General features: G+C 62.1%; 19 protein-coding genes. 5 read left to right on the forward strand and 14 right to left on the reverse strand.

Annotation, left to right across the window (positions count from 1 at the left end):
* Window positions 1–114 precede the first annotated feature (114 nt).
* The 7 genes from speA to EGJ27_RS07330 all read right to left on the reverse strand — a co-directional run bounded on the left by speA (window position 115) and on the right by EGJ27_RS07330 (window position 6,115).
* Window positions 115–2,028, reverse strand: coding sequence for an arginine decarboxylase (speA, locus tag EGJ27_RS07300; RefSeq protein WP_125830054.1), 1,914 nt, complete (start codon window positions 2,026–2,028; stop codon window positions 115–117).
* A gap of 104 nt (window positions 2,029–2,132) precedes the next feature.
* Window positions 2,133–2,504 carry a translation initiation factor Sui1 gene (locus EGJ27_RS07305; protein WP_125830055.1) on the reverse strand — a complete coding sequence of 124 codons (372 nt, stop codon included), beginning with the start codon at window positions 2,502–2,504 and terminating at the stop codon, window positions 2,133–2,135.
* Between the two features lie 174 nt (window positions 2,505–2,678).
* Window positions 2,679–3,224 (reverse strand): NUDIX hydrolase, encoded by a 546-nt coding sequence (locus EGJ27_RS07310; protein WP_125830056.1) that lies wholly within the window; start codon window positions 3,222–3,224, stop codon window positions 2,679–2,681.
* Window positions 3,224–4,303, reverse strand: coding sequence for a DUF2333 family protein (locus tag EGJ27_RS07315; protein WP_125830057.1), 1,080 nt, complete (start codon window positions 4,301–4,303; stop codon window positions 3,224–3,226). The genes EGJ27_RS07310 and EGJ27_RS07315 overlap by 1 nt, the downstream gene beginning before the upstream one ends.
* A 150-nt stretch (window positions 4,304–4,453) precedes the next feature.
* On the reverse strand, window positions 4,454–4,951 hold the full coding sequence (locus EGJ27_RS07320; RefSeq protein WP_125830058.1) for a hypothetical protein: 498 nt from the start codon (window positions 4,949–4,951) through the stop codon (window positions 4,454–4,456).
* 2 nt (window positions 4,952–4,953) lie between these two features.
* Window positions 4,954–5,454 (reverse strand): Hcp family type VI secretion system effector, encoded by a 501-nt coding sequence (locus EGJ27_RS07325; protein WP_125830059.1) that lies wholly within the window; start codon window positions 5,452–5,454, stop codon window positions 4,954–4,956.
* Between the two features lie 412 nt (window positions 5,455–5,866).
* Window positions 5,867–6,115 (reverse strand): hypothetical protein, encoded by a 249-nt coding sequence (locus tag EGJ27_RS07330; protein WP_125830060.1) that lies wholly within the window; start codon window positions 6,113–6,115, stop codon window positions 5,867–5,869.
* 321 nt (window positions 6,116–6,436) lie between these two features.
* Here EGJ27_RS07330 and EGJ27_RS07335 point away from each other — a divergent pair, with 321 nt between their 5' ends.
* Complete coding sequence (locus EGJ27_RS07335; RefSeq protein ID WP_125830061.1) at window positions 6,437–8,059, forward strand: PleD family two-component system response regulator; 1,623 nt, start codon at window positions 6,437–6,439, stop codon at window positions 8,057–8,059.
* 97 nt (window positions 8,060–8,156) lie between these two features.
* Here the strand turns inward: EGJ27_RS07335 and EGJ27_RS07340 are convergent, their stop codons facing one another.
* The 6 genes from EGJ27_RS07340 to EGJ27_RS07365 all read right to left on the reverse strand — a co-directional run bounded on the left by EGJ27_RS07340 (window position 8,157) and on the right by EGJ27_RS07365 (window position 12,783).
* Entirely contained in the window at window positions 8,157–8,720 is a 564-nt protein-coding gene (locus EGJ27_RS07340) for a DUF4136 domain-containing protein (RefSeq protein ID WP_125830062.1), read from the reverse strand.
* A gap of 18 nt (window positions 8,721–8,738) precedes the next feature.
* On the reverse strand, window positions 8,739–9,377 hold the full coding sequence (locus tag EGJ27_RS07345; protein WP_125830063.1) for a DUF4136 domain-containing protein: 639 nt from the start codon (window positions 9,375–9,377) through the stop codon (window positions 8,739–8,741).
* A 30-nt stretch (window positions 9,378–9,407) separates the two neighbouring features.
* Window positions 9,408–10,157: a methyltransferase domain-containing protein gene (locus EGJ27_RS07350; protein WP_125830064.1), complete on the reverse strand. Its 750-nt coding sequence runs from the start codon at window positions 10,155–10,157 to the stop codon at window positions 9,408–9,410.
* The gene (locus tag EGJ27_RS07355) at window positions 10,154–10,459 is read right to left on the reverse strand and encodes a MazG-like family protein (protein ID WP_125830065.1); all 306 of its coding nucleotides are present in this window, start codon (window positions 10,457–10,459) and stop codon (window positions 10,154–10,156) included. Before EGJ27_RS07355 ends, EGJ27_RS07350 begins: the two co-directional genes overlap by 4 nt.
* An 82-nt stretch (window positions 10,460–10,541) precedes the next feature.
* Window positions 10,542–11,399, reverse strand: a complete 858-nt coding sequence (locus EGJ27_RS07360; protein ID WP_177522964.1) for a MaoC/PaaZ C-terminal domain-containing protein — start codon at window positions 11,397–11,399, stop codon at window positions 10,542–10,544.
* A 28-nt stretch (window positions 11,400–11,427) separates the two neighbouring features.
* The gene (locus tag EGJ27_RS07365) at window positions 11,428–12,783 is read right to left on the reverse strand and encodes a 3-oxoacyl-ACP reductase (RefSeq protein ID WP_125830067.1); all 1,356 of its coding nucleotides are present in this window, start codon (window positions 12,781–12,783) and stop codon (window positions 11,428–11,430) included.
* A gap of 109 nt (window positions 12,784–12,892) precedes the next feature.
* Between EGJ27_RS07365 and EGJ27_RS07370 the strand changes: the two genes are divergently transcribed.
* From EGJ27_RS07370 to EGJ27_RS07380, 3 genes are all read left to right on the forward strand, one after another.
* Entirely contained in the window at window positions 12,893–14,185 is a 1,293-nt protein-coding gene (locus tag EGJ27_RS07370; RefSeq protein WP_125830068.1) for an acetyl-CoA C-acetyltransferase, read from the forward strand.
* A gap of 92 nt (window positions 14,186–14,277) precedes the next feature.
* Window positions 14,278–14,556, forward strand: a complete 279-nt coding sequence (locus EGJ27_RS07375) for a hypothetical protein (protein WP_125830069.1) — start codon at window positions 14,278–14,280, stop codon at window positions 14,554–14,556.
* A 32-nt stretch (window positions 14,557–14,588) separates the two neighbouring features.
* On the forward strand, window positions 14,589–16,037 hold the full coding sequence (locus tag EGJ27_RS07380) for a DUF726 domain-containing protein (RefSeq protein WP_125830070.1): 1,449 nt from the start codon (window positions 14,589–14,591) through the stop codon (window positions 16,035–16,037).
* 7 nt (window positions 16,038–16,044) lie between these two features.
* Here EGJ27_RS07380 and EGJ27_RS07385 read toward each other — a convergent pair whose 3' ends face one another.
* Window positions 16,045–17,073 (reverse strand): bile acid:sodium symporter family protein, encoded by a 1,029-nt coding sequence (locus tag EGJ27_RS07385; RefSeq protein WP_125830071.1) that lies wholly within the window; start codon window positions 17,071–17,073, stop codon window positions 16,045–16,047.
* Between the two features lie 86 nt (window positions 17,074–17,159).
* Here EGJ27_RS07385 and EGJ27_RS07390 point away from each other — a divergent pair, with 86 nt between their 5' ends.
* Window positions 17,160–17,963 (forward strand): helix-turn-helix transcriptional regulator, encoded by an 804-nt coding sequence (locus EGJ27_RS07390; protein ID WP_125830072.1) that lies wholly within the window; start codon window positions 17,160–17,162, stop codon window positions 17,961–17,963.
* Window positions 17,964–18,125 lie beyond the last annotated feature (162 nt).

The raw sequence follows: 18,125 nt of genomic DNA on the forward strand, positions 1-18,125 counted from the left end.
TGGCCGAGAAGACCGGCGGGGTAGAGAGCCAATGGCGGAAAAGGAAGTTGCCTACAGACGGAAGTGACCGTTCCCACGCAGGACGCGTGAGAACGATCAGGTACTACGAGGGTGTCAGGACGACAGATAGGACGAGCGGGTCAAGCCCAGGCGCAAGGCGTCGAGGTAGTAAGTGCGTTCGCGCGGGGTGATCTTGGCGCTGGCGACCTTGTCCCGGTAATGGGTCATCAGTTCTTCCGGCGACAAGTGCACGTAGCGCAGCATGTCTTCGATGGTGTCGTGAGTCTCGATACCGGCGTGGTACACGCTGCCGTCCGGATTCTGATAGATGTTCACCGAGTCGGTGTCACCGAACAGGTTGTGCATGTCGCCGAGGATTTCCTGATAGGCGCCGACCAGGAAGATACCCAGCAGGTAGTCCTCGCCAGGATTCAGGCCGTGAACCGGCAGGCTGGTCTCGATGCTCTGCTCGTCGACGTACTGCTTGATCTTGCCGTCCGAATCGCAGGTCAGGTCTTGCAGCACGGCACGACGCAACGGTTCTTCGCCCAGGCGATGCAGCGGCAGGATCGGCAACACCTGGCCGATGGCCCAGGTGTCGGGCAGGCTCTGGAATACCGAGAAGTTGCAGATGTACTTGTCGGCCAGCTTGTCGTTGAGTTCGTCCAGCACCTGGCGATGGGAACGCTGGCGCGCCTTCAACGAGTTGTGCAGGCGACGGCACACAGCGAAATAGCACTGCTCGCCGAGCGCTTTCTGCGCCAGGGTAATCTTGCCGTCAGCATACTGGGCGGCGATGTCGCTCATGTAGTGCGTGGCGCGCCAGTAGGTTTCGGTAACCATCTCGATGTCGGTCGGGCCGAGCAGGTCCACCAGCCATTGCAGGGTTTCCGGCAGGCTTTCCTTGTCGGCGATTTCCGGTACTTCGTCGTTGTGCTTCTCGACGTCGGTGACCTGCACCACCAGCATGGCGTGGTGCGCGGTCAGCGAGCGGCCGCTCTCCGAGAAAATGTGCGGATGCGGCAGGCCCTGCGCATTGCAGAATTCCTTGAGCATGCCGACCACGACACCGGCGTAATCGTCCATGTCGTAGTTGATCGAGCTGGCGTTGCGCGAATGCGTGCCGTCGTAGTCGACACCCAGGCCGCCGCCGACGTCGATGTGATCCACCGGCAGGCCGAGGTTGCGCAGTTCGCCGTAGTAGCGGATCGCTTCCTTGAAACCGTGCTGGTAGTCCGCCAGGTTGGCGATCTGCGAACCCATGTGGAAGTGCAGCAAACGGATGCCCTGATCCAGCCCGGCCTTGCGGAAGCGCTCGACCACCGACAGCAGTTGCGCGGCGGACAGCCCGAACTTGGATTTCTCGCCACCGGTGTCGGCCCATTTGCTCGACGCCAGCGACGACAGCCGAACCCGCAGGCCGACCTGAGGCGCGACCTTCAGCTCGGCGGCTTCCTCGATCACCAGCTCGACCTCGGATTCCTTCTCGATCACGATGAACACGTTGTGGCCCAGCTTCTGGCCCATCAAGGCCAGGCGGATGAACTCACGGTCCTTGTAACCGTTGCACACGATGGTGCCGCCTTTCGGCGCCAGCGCCAGCACGGCCATCAGTTCGGGCTTGGAACCGGCTTCAAGGCCGATGGACACGTTCTGGGTGGCGATGATGTTTTCCACCACCGCTTCCTGCTGGTTGACCTTGATCGGATACAGCGCCGTGTACTGGCTCTGGTATTCCAGGCGCGCAATATTGGCGTCGAACGCGCCGGTCAGCTGACGCACGCGGTCCTGCAGGATGTCAGGGAAGCGCACCAGAAGCGGCAGCGACAGGCCGCTTTTGCGCAGTTGGTCGACCTGCTCGTACAAATCGATGGGCGAGCTGCCCGGACCGTTGGGGCGTACTTCAACGCGACCGGCTTCGTTGATCGCAAAATAACCGGCGCCCCAGTGGCGAATGCCATAAACACTGCGGCTGTCGGCCACTGTCCATTGGCTGCCGTCGTCTTTGCGTGTGCGTCGTACGGACATCGAAGTCCCCTTTAAAAAGTCATGTGGCGCCAACCGGAATGCAGCTGGACGCAGTGTAGAGATTGGAAATGACGATTTCGTTCGCCATCGGCCATGACGCTGTGTCAGCCGCCGGACTTCTTGGCCTTGAAACCTTTCTTGACCAGTTCGGCCAGCAACAGCTCGACGTGGTCGCCCTGAATTTCGATGACGCCGTCTTTCAACGAGCCGCCGGTGCCGCAGCGTTGCTTGAGCGCCTTGGCCAGATCCTTGAGGGCCTCTTCGGCCAGCGGTACGCCGGTGATGGTGGTCACCGTCTTGCCGCCACGGCCCTTGCTTTCGCGACGCACGCGCGCGATTCCGTCACCTTCGGGAATGACGGTCTGCTTGCAGGTGCAGGCATCGACAGGTTGACGGCAATCGGGGCAGTGGCGTCCGGCGTCGGTGGAAAATACCAGGCCGCCCAGGGCGGCGAAGGAAGCGGCTTTTTTAGCCACGGGAAATCCTCTTGTTGAGGACTGAAGATGGGCCTGGCTCAGCATTGAGCCACGACCGCGAAGCCCCACTCTGGCAGGGGCAGCGCTATGGGAGCGGCAAGGCCGACCCAGTTTGAAAAGGTCGCGCAGTGTAACGACAAATAGTCTGATTGCTAAGGGGCTGAATGCGCCAATTTACTCAACATTTGCGACGTGCTCCATGTAGCGTTTCAACGCCGCCAGCGAGTCGGGGCAATAAGGCGTTTGCTGGGTATGACGCAGCACCTCGGTCAAGGGCATGAAGCGTGCCTCCAGTACTTCTTCGGGCTGCAAGCGCAACGGGCCATCGGATACCGCCGAGAACACCGCACACCAGACCCGGTTGCCCGGTTCGTCGAAGAAAAACCGTTCGTGGGCCTGTAATTCGACGCCACCAACGCCCAGTTCTTCTTCCAGCTCGCGGGCAGCGGACTCGGCGTAGCTTTCTTCGGCCTGGACCATGCCGCCGGCCGCCACATCCCAATAGCCGGGATAGATCGCTTTGCTGAGCGTGCGGCGATGCACGCACAGTTCCCCGGCACCGTTGAACAGCAGGATGTAGGTGGCGCGCCCGATCAGGTCACGTTCGCGCAGCTCGGCTCTGGGCAGCGACCCGCGCAGGTTGTCCTGCTCGTCGACCCAGGCGATCCGTTCGGCGTCCGAGGCGGCGCGGTGCGCAGCCTCGTTCGAGGAAGCAGACATCAGCCTTGGGACAGCAACTGACGGAGGTCGATGACCGCCGCGTTGGCGCGCGAGATGTAGTTGGCCATGACCAGCGAGTGGTTGGCAAAGATGCCGAAGGCGCTGCCGTTCAGGACCATCGGGCTCCACAGGCCTTCCTGGGAAGCTTCCAGCTCACGAATGATCTGCCGCACGCTGACCGTGGCGTTTTTCTTTGCCAGCACATCGGCAAAGTCGACTTCGATGGCGCGCAGCAGATGCGACAGCGCCCAGGCCTGACCACGCGCTTCATAGAAGACGTTGTCCACCTGCAGCCATGGCGTTTCGACGATTTCCTCGTCGACCTGCGGCACTTCGCCCGGCTTGACCGACTCGATGGCTTCGGTTTTCAGGGTGCTGTTGAGCTTGACCCGACCGACGCTGGCCGACAGGCGCTGGGACAAAGACCCCAGACGAGTGCCTACGTCGCCCAGCCAGTTGTTGAGGTTGTCGGCGCGCGCATAAAACAGCGCACCTTTCTGATTCGGATCAGACAGGCGCGCCTGATAACGACTCAAGGCATTGATGCCGTCGGTGTACTGCGATTCGCTGGAAGGCAGCACCCAACTGCGGTTGTCGAAGTTGAACAGCGGCTCGGCACGCGCCAGATCGCCGTCTTCCGCCGATTGCGACTGCGAACGGGCAAAGTCCTTGCGCAGCGCACGGCTCAGGTCGCGCACCTGCACCAGCACGCCGTATTCCCAGCTCGGGATGTTGTCCAGCCAGATGCCCGGCGGCATGCGGTCGTTGGACAGGTAACCGCCACGTTTTTCCAGCAAGGTGCGGGTGACGCTCTTGAGCGTCTCGACCGTGGTGTAGCCGATCACGATCTGCTTGCCTTCCCGTTCGGCCGCGGCCTGGGCATTCTGCTGCACCGGAAACAGCGCAGGCTCCTTGCTCCAGTACCAGCCGATCACCAGCGTGACGAGCAGGTAGATCAGGATCAGAGACCCCAACGCACGGCTGTAGAAAAGATTGCCCAGATAACCGCGTCTCTTGCCCGACGAAGTGTCAGCGGTGCGATTACCCGCGCTGCCTGCACGGTTCTTCCAATCCAGCATGGTAGAGGTCCTTTCGGTCTTGGGTTGAATGCTTCACGTGGCGTTCGACAGCAACCTTACCGCAATGTGCGGTTTGGCGGGCAGATTGGGGCTGCTTTTCTGGAAGGGCACGGACCGCCCGTGGTGCCCGCAAGGCAGGTGTTCCGCAGGTCAGTCGGCGAGGTGAATCTGCAGCATCGCAATCGACTGCGGAGGTGGCGCGGGAGACAGATAGGCAACGCCCAGGCTGTCGGTCTTGCGCACGCTGCTTTCCTGGCCCATGACAAAGCGCACCTTGCGGTTCGCCAGCGGCTCGCCGGTTATGCTGTCTTGAACGAGGGCCACGAACTTCTCGACAGTCTTCTCGGGCAACGGCTTTCTGCTCAACGCTCTCACCCGTTGCGCGGTTTTCTGTTCCTGCGCGGCCTTGTCGAATCGCCCCCAGTCAAAGTGGTAGGCCTGGTCCTTGACCAGCAGCCATTCGCCTTTCTCAAGCTGCACCATGACGTCCTCGTCACGGCTGCTCATCAGATCGCCGCGCAGATTGTCCATCCCGTCGAGCGGGACGCCGGTGTTCAACGAGTCGCCGACCAACGCCTGCGCCTCAAGCGCCGGGTAGGCGTGATCACGTTCGTGGATGGAGGCATAACGGCTCGGAATCAGCTTCATGGTCAGTCTTCACCCTGCCAGGTATCCAGTCCCATGGTGCGACCGGCTTCGTGCTTCCAGATGATGTGTTTGTAGGCCAGGTGGACTCGTTCGAACTGGGTGTAATGCGTGGCGGCGGGGTTGTCGCAGTGAGGCATGATCAGATCGATGCCGGTAATGAGCGCTTCGCTCAGGTCTATGGTGTAGAACAGCTGCGGCGTGCCGGTCAAGGTGGTTCGATACCACTCCAGCCGGCAGGTCTTGAGCAGCTCACCGGCGCACAGCGCGTTATTGAGCAGCGGCGAACTCTTGTCCAGCGGCTTGGTGATGACGAGCGGTTTGTGCATACGGCGTGCATGGCCCACACCGCCCGGCACGACAATGGAATGATTGACCGCCTGGACGAGAATCTTGTCTTTGTGCCGGGCCTGCCAGGCGGTACCGAGAGAATCCTCGCCAAGCGCGTCTGCGCTGATAAGACCTTGTTCCATTCCTTCGACAGTGAGAAAGACCGGGGTTGGCACGTGTGTACTCCAGAAAATTTTCGCCGACCTTAACAGTCGAACACTGCGCTGGAGCGGCAGTTTAAAAATCCAGAATGAGCTGACTTGAAGCGAGGTGAAATGGCGCTTCTTTATCGGACATTTCCTACTTTTGAGTGGAGTCAGCGCTTGCGGGCAGATGATGCTTGAAGTTAGTTGCAGCGGTTGGTGCATGGAGCGGGAGGGTCTGGCTGTCGAGGTACAAAAGAGTCGGCGTGACGCGGCACCCATGGTGCCGCTAGATCCAACGAAATGAGGTAGCGCTCCTCATGAGGGCGTTTTCAGCAGGGGAGCGCATCCGTGAACCCTGCCGCGTACACCTCGAAGTCTCATTTGACACCGTGTGCGATATCGGGAATCGACGCTTCCACCGCCTGACACTGGCCGGTGAGAGTCACCATCTGTGGATGGCCTTGTTACGTTCGATGGGGTTTGCAATCAGTTGCCCGCCAGGGGCGACGATGTCTTGCGCTTCTTTCTGGAAGACTCGCCACAGGCCATCACAGGTGAGCACGGGCACTGTGGTGACTTTCGTGTCGACGTCGTAGAGGCGTTCCACCCGGCATTCGCAATCGCCCGCTGCGCGAACGCTGCGGCCGAGGATTTGGTTATCACATTCGGGGTCTTTGAAGCATTGGCTCATGCGGCGACTCCTGATGGCGTGGCGGGAAATTAGCAGTCCCGACCGGCCATGTTTCGTCTTCGCAAAAAATCAGAATGCGCTTACGGCGAGCCGACCCCTGGTCGCGCGTGAAAGTTTGCTTTGCCTACTGTCACAGATGAAAAATCCTACTCAGTAGTTACTGGTCGGGCTTGTCGCGCCGATGACCATTTTTGGCGCGTTAGCGTATGTTCAGGGATGAACGCCACTCGTTTGCTGTCAATTATATGACTTACGGCACTCTACTGGCCTCGATGAAGATGCTAGCATAGTGCCGCTATGCGACCTCACAGTAGTCAGGATATGACCCAGCCCGAAGACCCCCATCGCGACCGTCTCAAGCTGCACTTTGCCCAGCGGGTCATTCATCAGGCACGCCAGATCCTGGAAACCTGGCAGCGTCTGCAGAAGTCCGAGTGGTCGGGCGCGGACATGGCCGAACTCAAGGATTCCACGCTTAAGCTGATGCGCTTCGCAGAGCGTTTCGAGCAGGTCGAGCACTTTTCCCTGGCGCGGGAACTGGATGAGGTGCTGGAGAGCGTCGAAGCCAACCGCGGGCGCCTGACCAGCGATGTGATCACCGAACTCAGCCGGTTGATGCAGCGCCTGTCGCGAACCGGGCTGCGCCAGGGCGACAAGCTGGAACAGACGTCCTTGCCGCCGTTGCGCAAGCCGGTCTATGTCGTGTTGCAGGATCACGAGCGGGCCGAGCGGTTGGCCAAGCAGCTGGAGTTTTTCGGTCTGTCCGCGATTTCACTGACCAGCGTCGCCGAGTTCCAGGCCGCAATGCTGCAGCGTCACCCGGCGGCGATCATCATGGACGTGGACTTCTCCGCGCCGGGCCAGGGCTTGACGCTCGCAACGCAGGTCCAGGAAGGTCTTGAGCAAAAACTGCCGCTGCTGTTCTTCAGCCTGAACGAGACCGATACACCCATGCGCCTGGCTGCGGTGCGAGCCGGCGGGGAAGCGTTTCTGACGGGTGCGCTGGAAGCGTCGAGCCTGCTGGAAAAGATCGAAGAACTTACCTGCGTGGCGCAGTACGAGCCTTACAAAGTGCTGGTCATCGATGATTCACGCGCCCAGGCCGCTCACACCGAGCGTGCGCTCAACGCGGCCGGGATCGTCACGCGAATCCTGCTCGATCCGATTCGGGCGATGTCCGAGTTGGCGGAGTTCCAGCCCGATCTGATCATTCTCGACATGTACATGCCCGGCTGTACCGGCACTGAACTGGCGAAACTCATTCGCCACAATGATCGGTATGTGAGCGTACCGATCATCTATCTGTCCGCCGAGGACAACCAGGACAAACAACTCGATGCAATGAGCGAGGGCGGGGATGACTTCCTGACCAAGCCGATCAAGGCCCGGCATCTGGTAACCACGGTACGCAACCGCGCGGCCCGGGCCAGGAGCCTGAAGTCGCGCATGGTTCGCGACAGCCTGACCGGCCTCTACAACCACACCCATATCCTGCAACTGCTGGAGGACTGCAGTTTTCGCGCGCGGCGCGAGAGCAAGCCGTTGTGCTTTGCGATGCTGGATATCGACCACTTCAAAAAGGTCAACGACAGCCATGGTCATCCAATGGGAGACCGGGTGATCAAGAGCCTGGCGCTTTTCTTGAAGCAGCGTCTGCGCAAGACCGATTTCATCGGGCGTTATGGGGGTGAAGAGTTTGCCATCGTAATGCCGGACACCGATATCCAGCGTGCCCACAGCGTGCTCGAAGAGATCCGCCACCGGTTTGCCGAGATCCAGTACCCGGCCCAGCCTGCCGATCTGTTTTGCACCTTCAGCGCCGGCGTGGTTGCGCTCGGACCCGATGACGACAGCCTGAGCCTGGCTTCCCAGGCCGACAGCATCCTGTACCGTGCCAAGCGCGAGGGACGTAATCAGGTGCATTCGTCAGTAACAGACCTGTAAATCAGCTTGGCGAAGGCGGGCTGATAGGTACTGGCAACATTGTTGCTGCCGCTGCGCGCCAGATCGCGAGCAAGCTCGCTCCTACCGGGGGGGTGTTTTACCGTGGTGGATACTGCTCCAGGATTTTCGCCACGACGGTGCGCACGACGGTTTCGCGCTCGGCGGGGCTGGCCGGGCTGTCGCTGAGGATGCGTTCGGTACTGCCGCGCCATACCAGCTTGCCGTCCTTGCTGTCGAACAGGTCGATCTGCAGGGTCGACACCTTGTAATCCACATTGCGTGTTTCAGTGGTCATCGGCGCCCCCCAATAGCCGTAGCCGCCCCAAGGACCCCAGCCGCCACCGTAATTGGAACTGACCATCTGTTGGCGATTTTCGACGATCAGCCACGCCTGGACCTTCAAGTTGCCCTGGCCGCCCGCAGGCGCCTGGCGCAGCCCGCGCTGTTCGAGCTGATCGGTGATGGCCTGGCGGATGCGCTGTTCGGTCAGGTCACCCTTGAAGCGCGGGTCGTCAGGCTGATACTGCACCGCCGGCTCTTTCCAGCTCCAGCTGCGATAGCCGCCGAAATCCCGCTGGGCGTCGAAGTCGCGGTCGACTCGGTAACTCTGGCAAGCACTCAGCAGCACGGCAAATGACAACACAACCAGATGGCGGAACATGGCAGTTCTCCGGAAACGTCAGGAAGGTGGGTACTCGTTCAGCGCCTGTTGCACGGCCTGGCGCAACGCCTTGCCGCGATCGGATTGCTTGTTGCCGCTGCTCGATGCATCGGCGCTGGCGCTCCATACCGGTTGCCCGGTGCGGGCGTCGAACAGGCTGATCTGCACGACCATCACCTGGACCTGATAGGTGCGCACCACCGGCACGCTGACATAACCGCCTTGTCCGTACCCGCGATGACCAGAGTAGCGCCCGTAGCCGACCGAGCCGCCGTAGTACGGATCGTAATAATCATCATAATCGCGCACCTGACGCAACCGGGTTTCCTGCCGGGTTGCGGCACTGACATAGATATCCGCCGTTTGACCACTGCGCGCCGGCCGCAGGCCGCGCTGGTCCAGGCCATTGCTCACCGCTTCGGCTACCTGCGCCGAATCCATCCACGCTGTGCCGGGCGGCAGCTGGTCGTTGAGCCAGGCCCAGTTGCGATAGCGGCCGTAATCACGCGGCGGTGCAGGGTAGGCGCTCATGTCCAGGGTATTGGCGGCCTGTGGTGGTGCAGGTGGCAAGGGCCTGGAGTCCGCGACATACGGGTTGTCGCTCTGGCAGGCGCTCAACGTGAAGACGAGGGCGAGCGAGGCAAGGCAGCGTTTCATGGTGTTCTCCTGTAAACACCCGCTTGGATGTCACACCGGACGGCAGATCCAGTGCAGGTAACGACCCAGACCGGCAAAGGCCGGGTGGCGACGATGGGCCAGCTCCATTTCCACCAGACCATCGAGTTCGGCTCGCGCCTGGAACTCGACCGGCATGTAGTCGTGGAACACCCTGACGCCACTCTGGGTTTCGACCTGCCACATGCCTTCAAGTTGCGTCGCCAGTTCCCGTGGGTCGAGTGGCTGCTGCGGCGTCAGGCTCTGCTTCTCGCCCGCCATGTCGTTCTTGCGCATCTTGCGGAAATGACCCTTGAGCAGGTTGCGATAGATCAGCGCATCACGGTTGTAAAACGCCAGCGACAACCAACCATCATCGTGAGTCAGGCTGCGTAATACCGGCAGGATGGTGTACGGCTCGGCGAGCCATTCCAGCACGGCGTGGCACAGCACCAGATCATAGGTTTCACTCAGTAGGCCCGGCAATGCCTGCCACGGCGCATGAATGAAGGTCGCCTCTCGGCCCGCTTCGGCGAAGCGCTGCCTGGCGCCTTCGAGCATCGGTTCGGCCGGTTCGGCCAGGGTGACGTGATGGCCTTGCTCAGCCAGCCACAGCGACATGTGGCCCAATCCCGCGCCGATATCCAGCACCCGCAACGAACGCCGGGGGAGTGCTTCGCTCAGGTCGGCCTTCAGGACGGCCAGGCGGATCGCGCCTTTGGCGCCGCCATAGATCTTTTCTGCAAAACGGGTCGCCAACTGGTCGAAATGACGGTCGCTCACTTGGCGAATCTCCGCTCGCTGTCGGCCAGCTTGCTGCGCACCACTTCGTCCATATCCAGGCCCAGCTCGCTGCACAGCAGCAAGAGATAAAGCACGATGTCGCCCACTTCCTGGCCGGCGTGGGCCAGTTTTTCCGGTGGCAGCTCGCGGGACTGGTCTTCGCGCAGCCACTGGAAAATCTCCACCAGTTCGGCCATCTCGACGCTGGCGGCCATGGCCAGGTTTTTCGGGCTGTGGAACTGCTGCCAGTCGTTTTGATCGCGGATGCGGTGCAGGCGTTGGGTCAATTCGTCGAGGTTCATCATGCTCTCCTGAAGGCGCATAGCTTCAGGGGGATCGAGCTGCCAGGCAAGCGGGTTTTCCACCCGCACCCTGGATGCGTATTTATTCCTGAGCCGGCTTCCAGCTGCCGGTCATGTGTACGATGCCCGGTTCGCCTTCCACCTGCAGCTGGCCGTGGGAACCGGCGGCACTGGCCGACAGCACCAGATCGCCCGGCAGACGCACCGGCTTGTGAAACTCCACGCTGATCTCGACGTTGGACGCCGGCAGGTGATCGTCGAGAGTTGCCAGGGTATGCGCCTTGAGCCACATGCCGTGGGCGATGGCCTTGGGAAAGCCGAACAACCGGGCGCTGGGTGCGCTCAGGTGGATCGGGTTGTAGTCGCCCGAAACCCTGGCGTACTGCCGTCCGATATGCGCCGGAGCGCTCCAGCGCGCCAGTTCGCTGACCGGCAGCCGGGCGGGCTGCGCTTCATCGAGGACCGGGCCATCCAGCTTCACGCCCTTGCACAGCATGGTGCTTTCTTCTTCCCAGAGCAGGCCCAGTCCGTCCTCGACCTGCGTAACAAGCGTGAAAGTCGCTCCCTTGGCATGGGCCTGCAACGCGGTGGCCTGCACGCCGATATACAGCTGCGTGATACCACCGAGCGGCCGGTGAATGCGAATCCGGTTGGCAACGTGGATCAGCCCCAGCAACGGAAAGGGGAATTCCCTGGCGGTCATCAGCTGCATTTGCAGCGGGAAAGCCAGGACGTGGGGAAAGGTCGGCGGCAGCAGGCTGGATTCCTCGAACCCGCAGGTCTTGCGGTAGGCGGCCAGCTTGTCGGTATCCACCGACAGCCAGCTGCGCAGACCGAGGTCGGGCAGTCGGGTGCCGGTCACTTTGCGGCGCAGCGCCGCCTGGATGAACAGATTGGGCAATGGCTGCAGGGAATCGAGGTAGCGCCAGTGAGCAGTCATGATGTGTCTCCTTCGACTCGATCCGGGGTCACGCTCCGATCACGCTTTGGCCACAGACGCGCAACACTTGGCCTGTGATCGCGCCGCTGCCCGGCTGGCTGAACCAGGCAACCGCCTCGGCGACGTCCTGCGGCAGACCGCCCTGGCCCAACGAACTCATGCGGCGACCCGCTTCGCGCAAGGTGAAGGGCATCTTGGCGGTCATGCCTGTTTCGATGAACCCCGGCGCAACGGCGTTGATGCTCATGCCCCGTGGCTGCAAGGCAGGCGCCAGGGCACGGGCGAAACCGATCAGGCCCGCCTTGCTGGTGGTGTAGTTGGTCTGGCCGCGGTTGCCGGCCAGGCCGCTGATGGACGCCATCAGTACGATCCGCGCGTTGTCGCGCAGCGCGCCGTTGTCCAGCAGCGCCTGGGTCAGCACCTGGGGCGCATTGAGGTTGACCGACAGCACCGAATCCCAGAAATCCTCGGGCATGTTGGCCAGGGTTTTGTCGCGGGTAATACCGGCGTTATGCACCAGGATGTCGATGCCGTCGGGCAGATGTTCCAGCAGTTGGGTCGCGGCGTCCTCGGCGCAGATATCCAGCGTCAGTGCCCGGCCGCCGAGGCGTGCGGCCAGTGCTTCCAGATCGGCCCTGGACTGAGGCACATCCAGCAGCACGACTTCGGCGCCGTCGCGGGTGAGTGTCTCGGCAATCGCCGCACCAATGCCGCGCGCAGCGCCGGTAACCAGTGCTTTCTGTCCGGCCAGCGGCCGAGTCCAGTCCTGGACCTGAGCGGGGTAGGCCGTCAGGCGCAGGACTTGCCCGGTGATGAACGCGCTTTTGGGCGACAGCATGAAACGCAGCGCGCCTTCGAGCTGGTTCTGGGCGCCGTCGTCCACCTGCAGCAATTGCACCGTGCCACCGTTGCGCATTTCCTTGGCCAGCGAGCGGCTGAACCCTTCGACCGCCTGCTGGGTGCTGGCGGCCAGCGGGTCATCGAGGCTGGCCGGGGCATGGCCGAGAATTACCACATGGGCGCTGTTTTCCAGGTTGCGTAACAGCGGCTGGAAGAAGTCGCGCAATTGCTTGAGCTGGTCGGTCCGCAGCAGCGGGCTGGCATCGAAGACTACCGCCTTGAGTTTCGGCCCTTGATTGGCGACCCAGACGGTAGCGCCGGGCATATCGCTGCCGAAGCTGTAGAGCGAGTCGGTCAGACGCTGGGCGAACAGGCGGACCTGATCGGCCAGTGGCCCGGCGCTGATCAGCAGCGTGCCTTCGATCGGTCGCAGACGTCCGGCCTGCCACCGTTCGAGGTGCGCAGGGGCCGGCAGACCGACGGTTTTCACCAGGCGACGTCCCATGTCGGAGTTGGCGAAATTGATATAGCGATCTGACGGCATGGAACACTCTCCTGGGGTTCGGGTTCAAAGGAGTGGACCACATCGAAGCGACGTTTGTTCTTGCGCGGCTACGCTGTTCATCCAGCCACTTGAAAAAAGGGAGTTTTCCATGTCTGAGCCTTCCACCCACAGGCCACGACGGGTCGCCATTGTCGGCGGCAACCGCATTCCGTTTGCCCGCTCCAATGGCCCTTACGCCACCGCCAGCAATCAGGAAATGCTCACCGCCGCCCTTGAAGGGCTGATCGAACGGTTCAATCTGCATGGGCTGCGCCTGGGCGAAGTGGCGGCCGGCGCTGTGCTCAAGCATTCCCGCGATTTCAACCTGACCCGTGAATGCGTGCTCGGTTCGCGGCTCAGCGCGCAGACTCCGGCCTACGATATCCAGCAGGCGTGCGGCACCGGCCTGGAAGCGGCGCTGCTGGTGGCCAACAAGATCGCGCTGGGGCAAATCGAGTGCGGCGTCGCAGGCGGCGTCGATACCACTTCCGACGCTCCGATCGGGGTCAACGAAGACCTGCGCAACATTCTGTTGCAGACCAATCGCAGCAAGACCACGGCCGACAAGCTCAAAGTGCTGACGCAACTGCGTCCGCACCACCTGAAGCCGGAGCTGCCACGTAATGGTGAGCCGCGCACCGGCCTGTCCATGGGCCAGCACTGCGAATTGATGGCACAGCGGTGGAGCATCCCTCGCGAGGAACAGGATCGGCTGGCGCTGGAAAGCCACCAGAAAATGGCAGCGTCTTACGCTGAGGGCTGGCATAACGACCTGATGACGCCTTACCTGAACCTGACCCGCGACAACAACCTGCGCCCGGACCTGACCCTGGAAAAGCTCGCCGGTCTCAGGCCGGCGTTCGAGCGCAGCGCCAAGGGCACGCTGACCGCCGGCAATTCCACGCCGTTGACCGATGGCGCGTCGGTGGTGTTGCTGGCCAGTGAAGCGTGGGCGAAAGAGCGCGGGCTGCCGGTGCTGGCGTACTGGCGGGATGGTGAAGCGGCAGCGGTGGATTTCGTGCGCGGCGAAGAAGGTCTGCTGATGGCGCCGGTCTACGCGGTGCCACGCCTGCTGGCGCGCAACGGCCTGACGTTGCAGGATTTCGACTATTACGAAATCCACGAAGCCTTTGCCGCTCAGGTGCTGTGTACGCTCAAGGCCTGGGAAGACGCCGATTACTGCAAAAGCCGCCTGGGTCTTGCGGCACCGCTGGGGTCGATCGACCGCTCGCGGATCAACGTCAAGGGCAGCTCGCTGGCAGCCGGACATCCGTTCGCAGCAACAGGCGGGCGCATCGTCGCCAATCTGGCCAAACTGCTGGACGCCGCAGGGCAGGGACGCGGATTGATTTCCATCTGTGCGGCGGGTGGCCAGGGTGTGACGGCGATCCTGGAGCGCTGAGCCGATAGCCATGCAGCCTCGCCTGGGGGCATAATCGACCGCTTGCGGGGCCTTGGCGCCTCGCCTTCGCTGGTTTGACAAGCAGGTGAAACATGGGGCTCATCATTGGCGCGGCGGTACTTCTGACCCTGATGGGCGCCCTGCTTTATCTGGTCGACAAAGGCGCCAGGAGCCGCTGGCTTCGGCCGTACATCGGACTGGCGCTGATCGGCCTGCTGATCGCCGGCATGGGCCTGTTGGTCGGCCTGGTCTCCGATGAAATCGAGGGTTATTTCCTGTTTGTCGCCAAGACCGTGATCGCCATCACGGGCGTCTTGCTGTGCCTGCGCCTGATTCGGCTGGTCGCCAAACGATACATCGTCAGGCAGTGACAGGCCGCCTGACACAGGCGAGACAGGACATTGTGGACAATCATTTCAAGTTTCTGACCCTGCCCAAGACTTCGGGCAGCGTCGCCAATATCTTCATTCACGGCTATTCGGCGGGGCACGATCTGGATGACCGGCGCATGCTGGCCAACAGCATTCCGGCCACCCTGCGTCAGAGCGTGAACATCCTTGCCTTCTGGCCGTCGAGCCATTTCGCGCATCTGGACAACAGCTCGCGCAGCCTCTTGATGGCCGCCGTCCGCTTTCATCCGCTGGCTGGCGCCGCCGCACTGGCCGGCGACCGGGCGTACCACTTCGCCCGAATCCGGGTCCGGGCCGAAGCCATGGGCCAGGTATTGCTGGAGCAACTGGATCGTTACCTGTTCGAGCATCATCCCGATGTGAAACGGGTCAACCTGATCGGCCATTCTTTAGGCGGCCGCCTGCTCATCAGCGCGCTCAAGGGGCTTGAGCGACCGCTTGAGCATGGCCTGGTAATCGAAGATGTGTTGCTGATGGGCGCTGCGGTGCGAGTCGAAGCGGCCCAGGCACGGGTGCTCAAGCGGCGTATCGCCGGGCGGCTGATCAACGCTTACTCCACCGAGGACCATGTGCTATTGCTCAACCTGGGCGAGCGAAGCCTCGGACGAGGCCCGGTCGATCATTTCGAAAACGTCTGCATGTCGCGTTACCGGCATCATCATTACTGGAAGCGCCTGCAGGAAGTGCTGATCGCCACGGCTTTCAGCGGTTGCAGCGTCCAGAAAGACAGCCCGGTAACGTTGGTGACGCCTTCCGATCCTGTCCTGCAGGACATGTACCTGCACGGCGTACTGGAGCGCTCGCCGCCGTATCTGCTGGACGCCGCGATCAAGCATTTGCGCAGCAGCCGCTGGACCAGCCTCAAGGGCAGTGAGGCCGACCTGACCTACGCGTTCGTGCGGGAATTCCAGCTGGTCGCCGGGAACTGCCTGGTCAACGCCGCCCGCCGTCGCGGAATTTCCTACACCCGCGTGCTGGGCATGCTGGCGCGGCAGTACGAACTGGGCGACGCATTGCATAACTGCGCGACCGTCGTCGAAGTCGAGGAATTGCTGCTCAAGTCTTTCTTCCGCCACGCGTTCCCGGCCGGGCACCCGCTGGTCGAAATGCCGCGAACGAGTGTTCGGGCCATGCCGTGGGAAGTCTATGCGGCGCACATCGACGCGCTGGCTGAACGCCTGACCGTGGCGGCACTGTTCAAACAGGCGGACGCCGACGCGGCTTCCGGGGATGTGGTCCGCGACTCGGCCACGGATCTGGTGGTGGCCGATCGCAACCCCGGCGCGCTGAGGAACCTGCTCGGTGCGATCCGCCAGGCTCCGGTGCAGCGCCTGCTGACACGCTTCAGTACGGCGGTCAGGCCCGGTTACTCGGCGCTGATTCCCACGGTTGCGATTATCTTTTACGCCCGGGTCATGCTGGACGACGACGGGCTGATGTAGCGCGGCATCAGGCCGCCCGCGCTTCTTCCAGTGCCGCGTCCGACAACTGCTGCTTGTGTCGGTTGGCGTAGTTCTCCGCGATTACCGAACACACGATCAACTGCATCGGGTGGTAGATCATGATCGGCAACAGGATCAGGCCCAGGCCCGGATTGCTGCCGAAGATCAGTGCCGCCATTGGAGCGCCGGCCGCGAGAGACTTCTTGGTGGCGCAGAACACGGCCGCGACCTTGTCGCCATGATCGAATTTCAGCAGGCGTGCCGTCGAAGTGGTCATCAGCAGGATTACCGCCAGCAGCACCGCAGTGCCGACGAAAGCCGTCACCAGCACGCTGGTGCCCTGGTTTTCCCAGAGGCCGGACAGCATCGAGTTGCAGAACGCTGCATAGACCAGCAGCAGGATTACCACCTTGTCGATGAGGTTGGTGTACTTCTTGTGGCGTGAGAAGAACTTGCCCAGCAACGGACGCATCAACTGGCCCAGGATCAGTGGCAGCAGCAGGATCGCGCACAGCTTGAGCAGGGTCGAACCCAGGTCGATGCCGCCGGCGCCGGTGCCCAGCAGCAGGCTGACCAGCCACGGCGTGATGAAGATGCCCAGTACGCTGGACAGGCTGGCATTGAGGATTGCCGCCGGAACATTGCCGCCGGCCGTGCCGGTGAGGGCCACGGAGGACGAAATGGTCGACGGCAGTGCGCAGAGGTAGAAGAAGCCGAGCATCAGCAGCGCCGGCGCATGGGAGCCGAGCGTCAGGTCGCAGATCAGCCAGATCACCGGGAACACGATGAACGTGAACGCCTGGATCATCAGGTGCAGGCGCCAGTTCTTCAGGCCGTTGACGACCTGTTCACTGGACAGGTTCACGCCGTGCAGGAAGAACACCACGAATACGCCGATGTTGACGACGTACTCGGCATGCATGCCGCCGCCGGTTGCGCCGAAGTGGGGAAAGAAATAGGCCAGCACCGTGGCCAGGACCATGCCGCACAGGAACCAGTCGGTGACGACGCGCTTGAGATGTTTGAATACTTGCATGGGTGGCCCGCAGATACTTTTGTCAGAATGAATGAGCGCAGGCTACCCTGTTGTTCAACAGCCGTCTTGCGACACAAGGCCATAACATGCCGACTAACGGACAAATTCCCGCCCATGACCCGGCGGCCGAGCGGCATATTCCGGTGCTGTCGGACCTGCCGCGCCCGCTCTACGCCCGGGCCGAGAGCCTGCGCGCGGGGTCATGGACGCCGTTGCACCGACATGAATGGGTGCAGTTTTCCTATGCGATCAGCGGCGTGCTGGGTGTGCATACCGCCGAGGGCAGTTTTTTCGCACCGCCGCAGTGGGGCGTCTGGATTCCTGCCGGTGTCGAACACGAAGTGGTTAGCTCCATGCGCGCCGAAATGCGCAGCCTGTATGTGCGCACCCAGGACTCCAGCTGGGCGCCCACTCGCTGTCGGGTGCTGGAAGTCACGCCGCTGGCCCGGGAGCTGATCAAGAGTTTCTGCCTGCTGCCCGCAACCTATCCGGAAACCGACAGCCAGGAGGCGCGGCTGGTGCAGGTGCTGCTGGACCAGCTGGCGCAGTTGCCCGAGGTCGGTTTCTCTCTGCCGTTGCCTCGTCATCCGAGATTGCTGGGGTTGTGCAACGAGCTGATCGAAGACCCCAGCCAGATGATCACGCTGCATGACTGGGCGGCCCGTATGGGAACATCCGAGAAAACCCTGATGCGCTTGTTCCAGCGCGAAACCGGCCTGAGTTTTCGGGGCTGGCGCCAGCGGGCGCGGTTGCTGTCTTCGCTCAGTGCGCTGGAAGAGGGTGACAGCGTGACCAACACGGCACTGGCCTGCGGTTACGATTCGACCTCCGCATTCATCGCCGCCTTCAAAGGACTGTTCGGCTACACGCCGGGAGAATTGTTCAAGTAGTTTCTGCCCGCGCACGGCACGAAAGGTGCTTGAAACCGGGGGCTTGCGAGCTTCTTGACATACAAACCTGTCAACAGGGCGGACGCTACCCCTACTCGCTGGCGGTGTATTGCCGTATAACGGCAACAATCGCGTATCCGGCAACCGTACTGGCAAGAAAGG

The sequence above is a fragment of the Pseudomonas sp. v388 genome (assembly GCF_003935425.1).
Lineage (GTDB): Bacteria > Pseudomonadota > Gammaproteobacteria > Pseudomonadales > Pseudomonadaceae > Aquipseudomonas.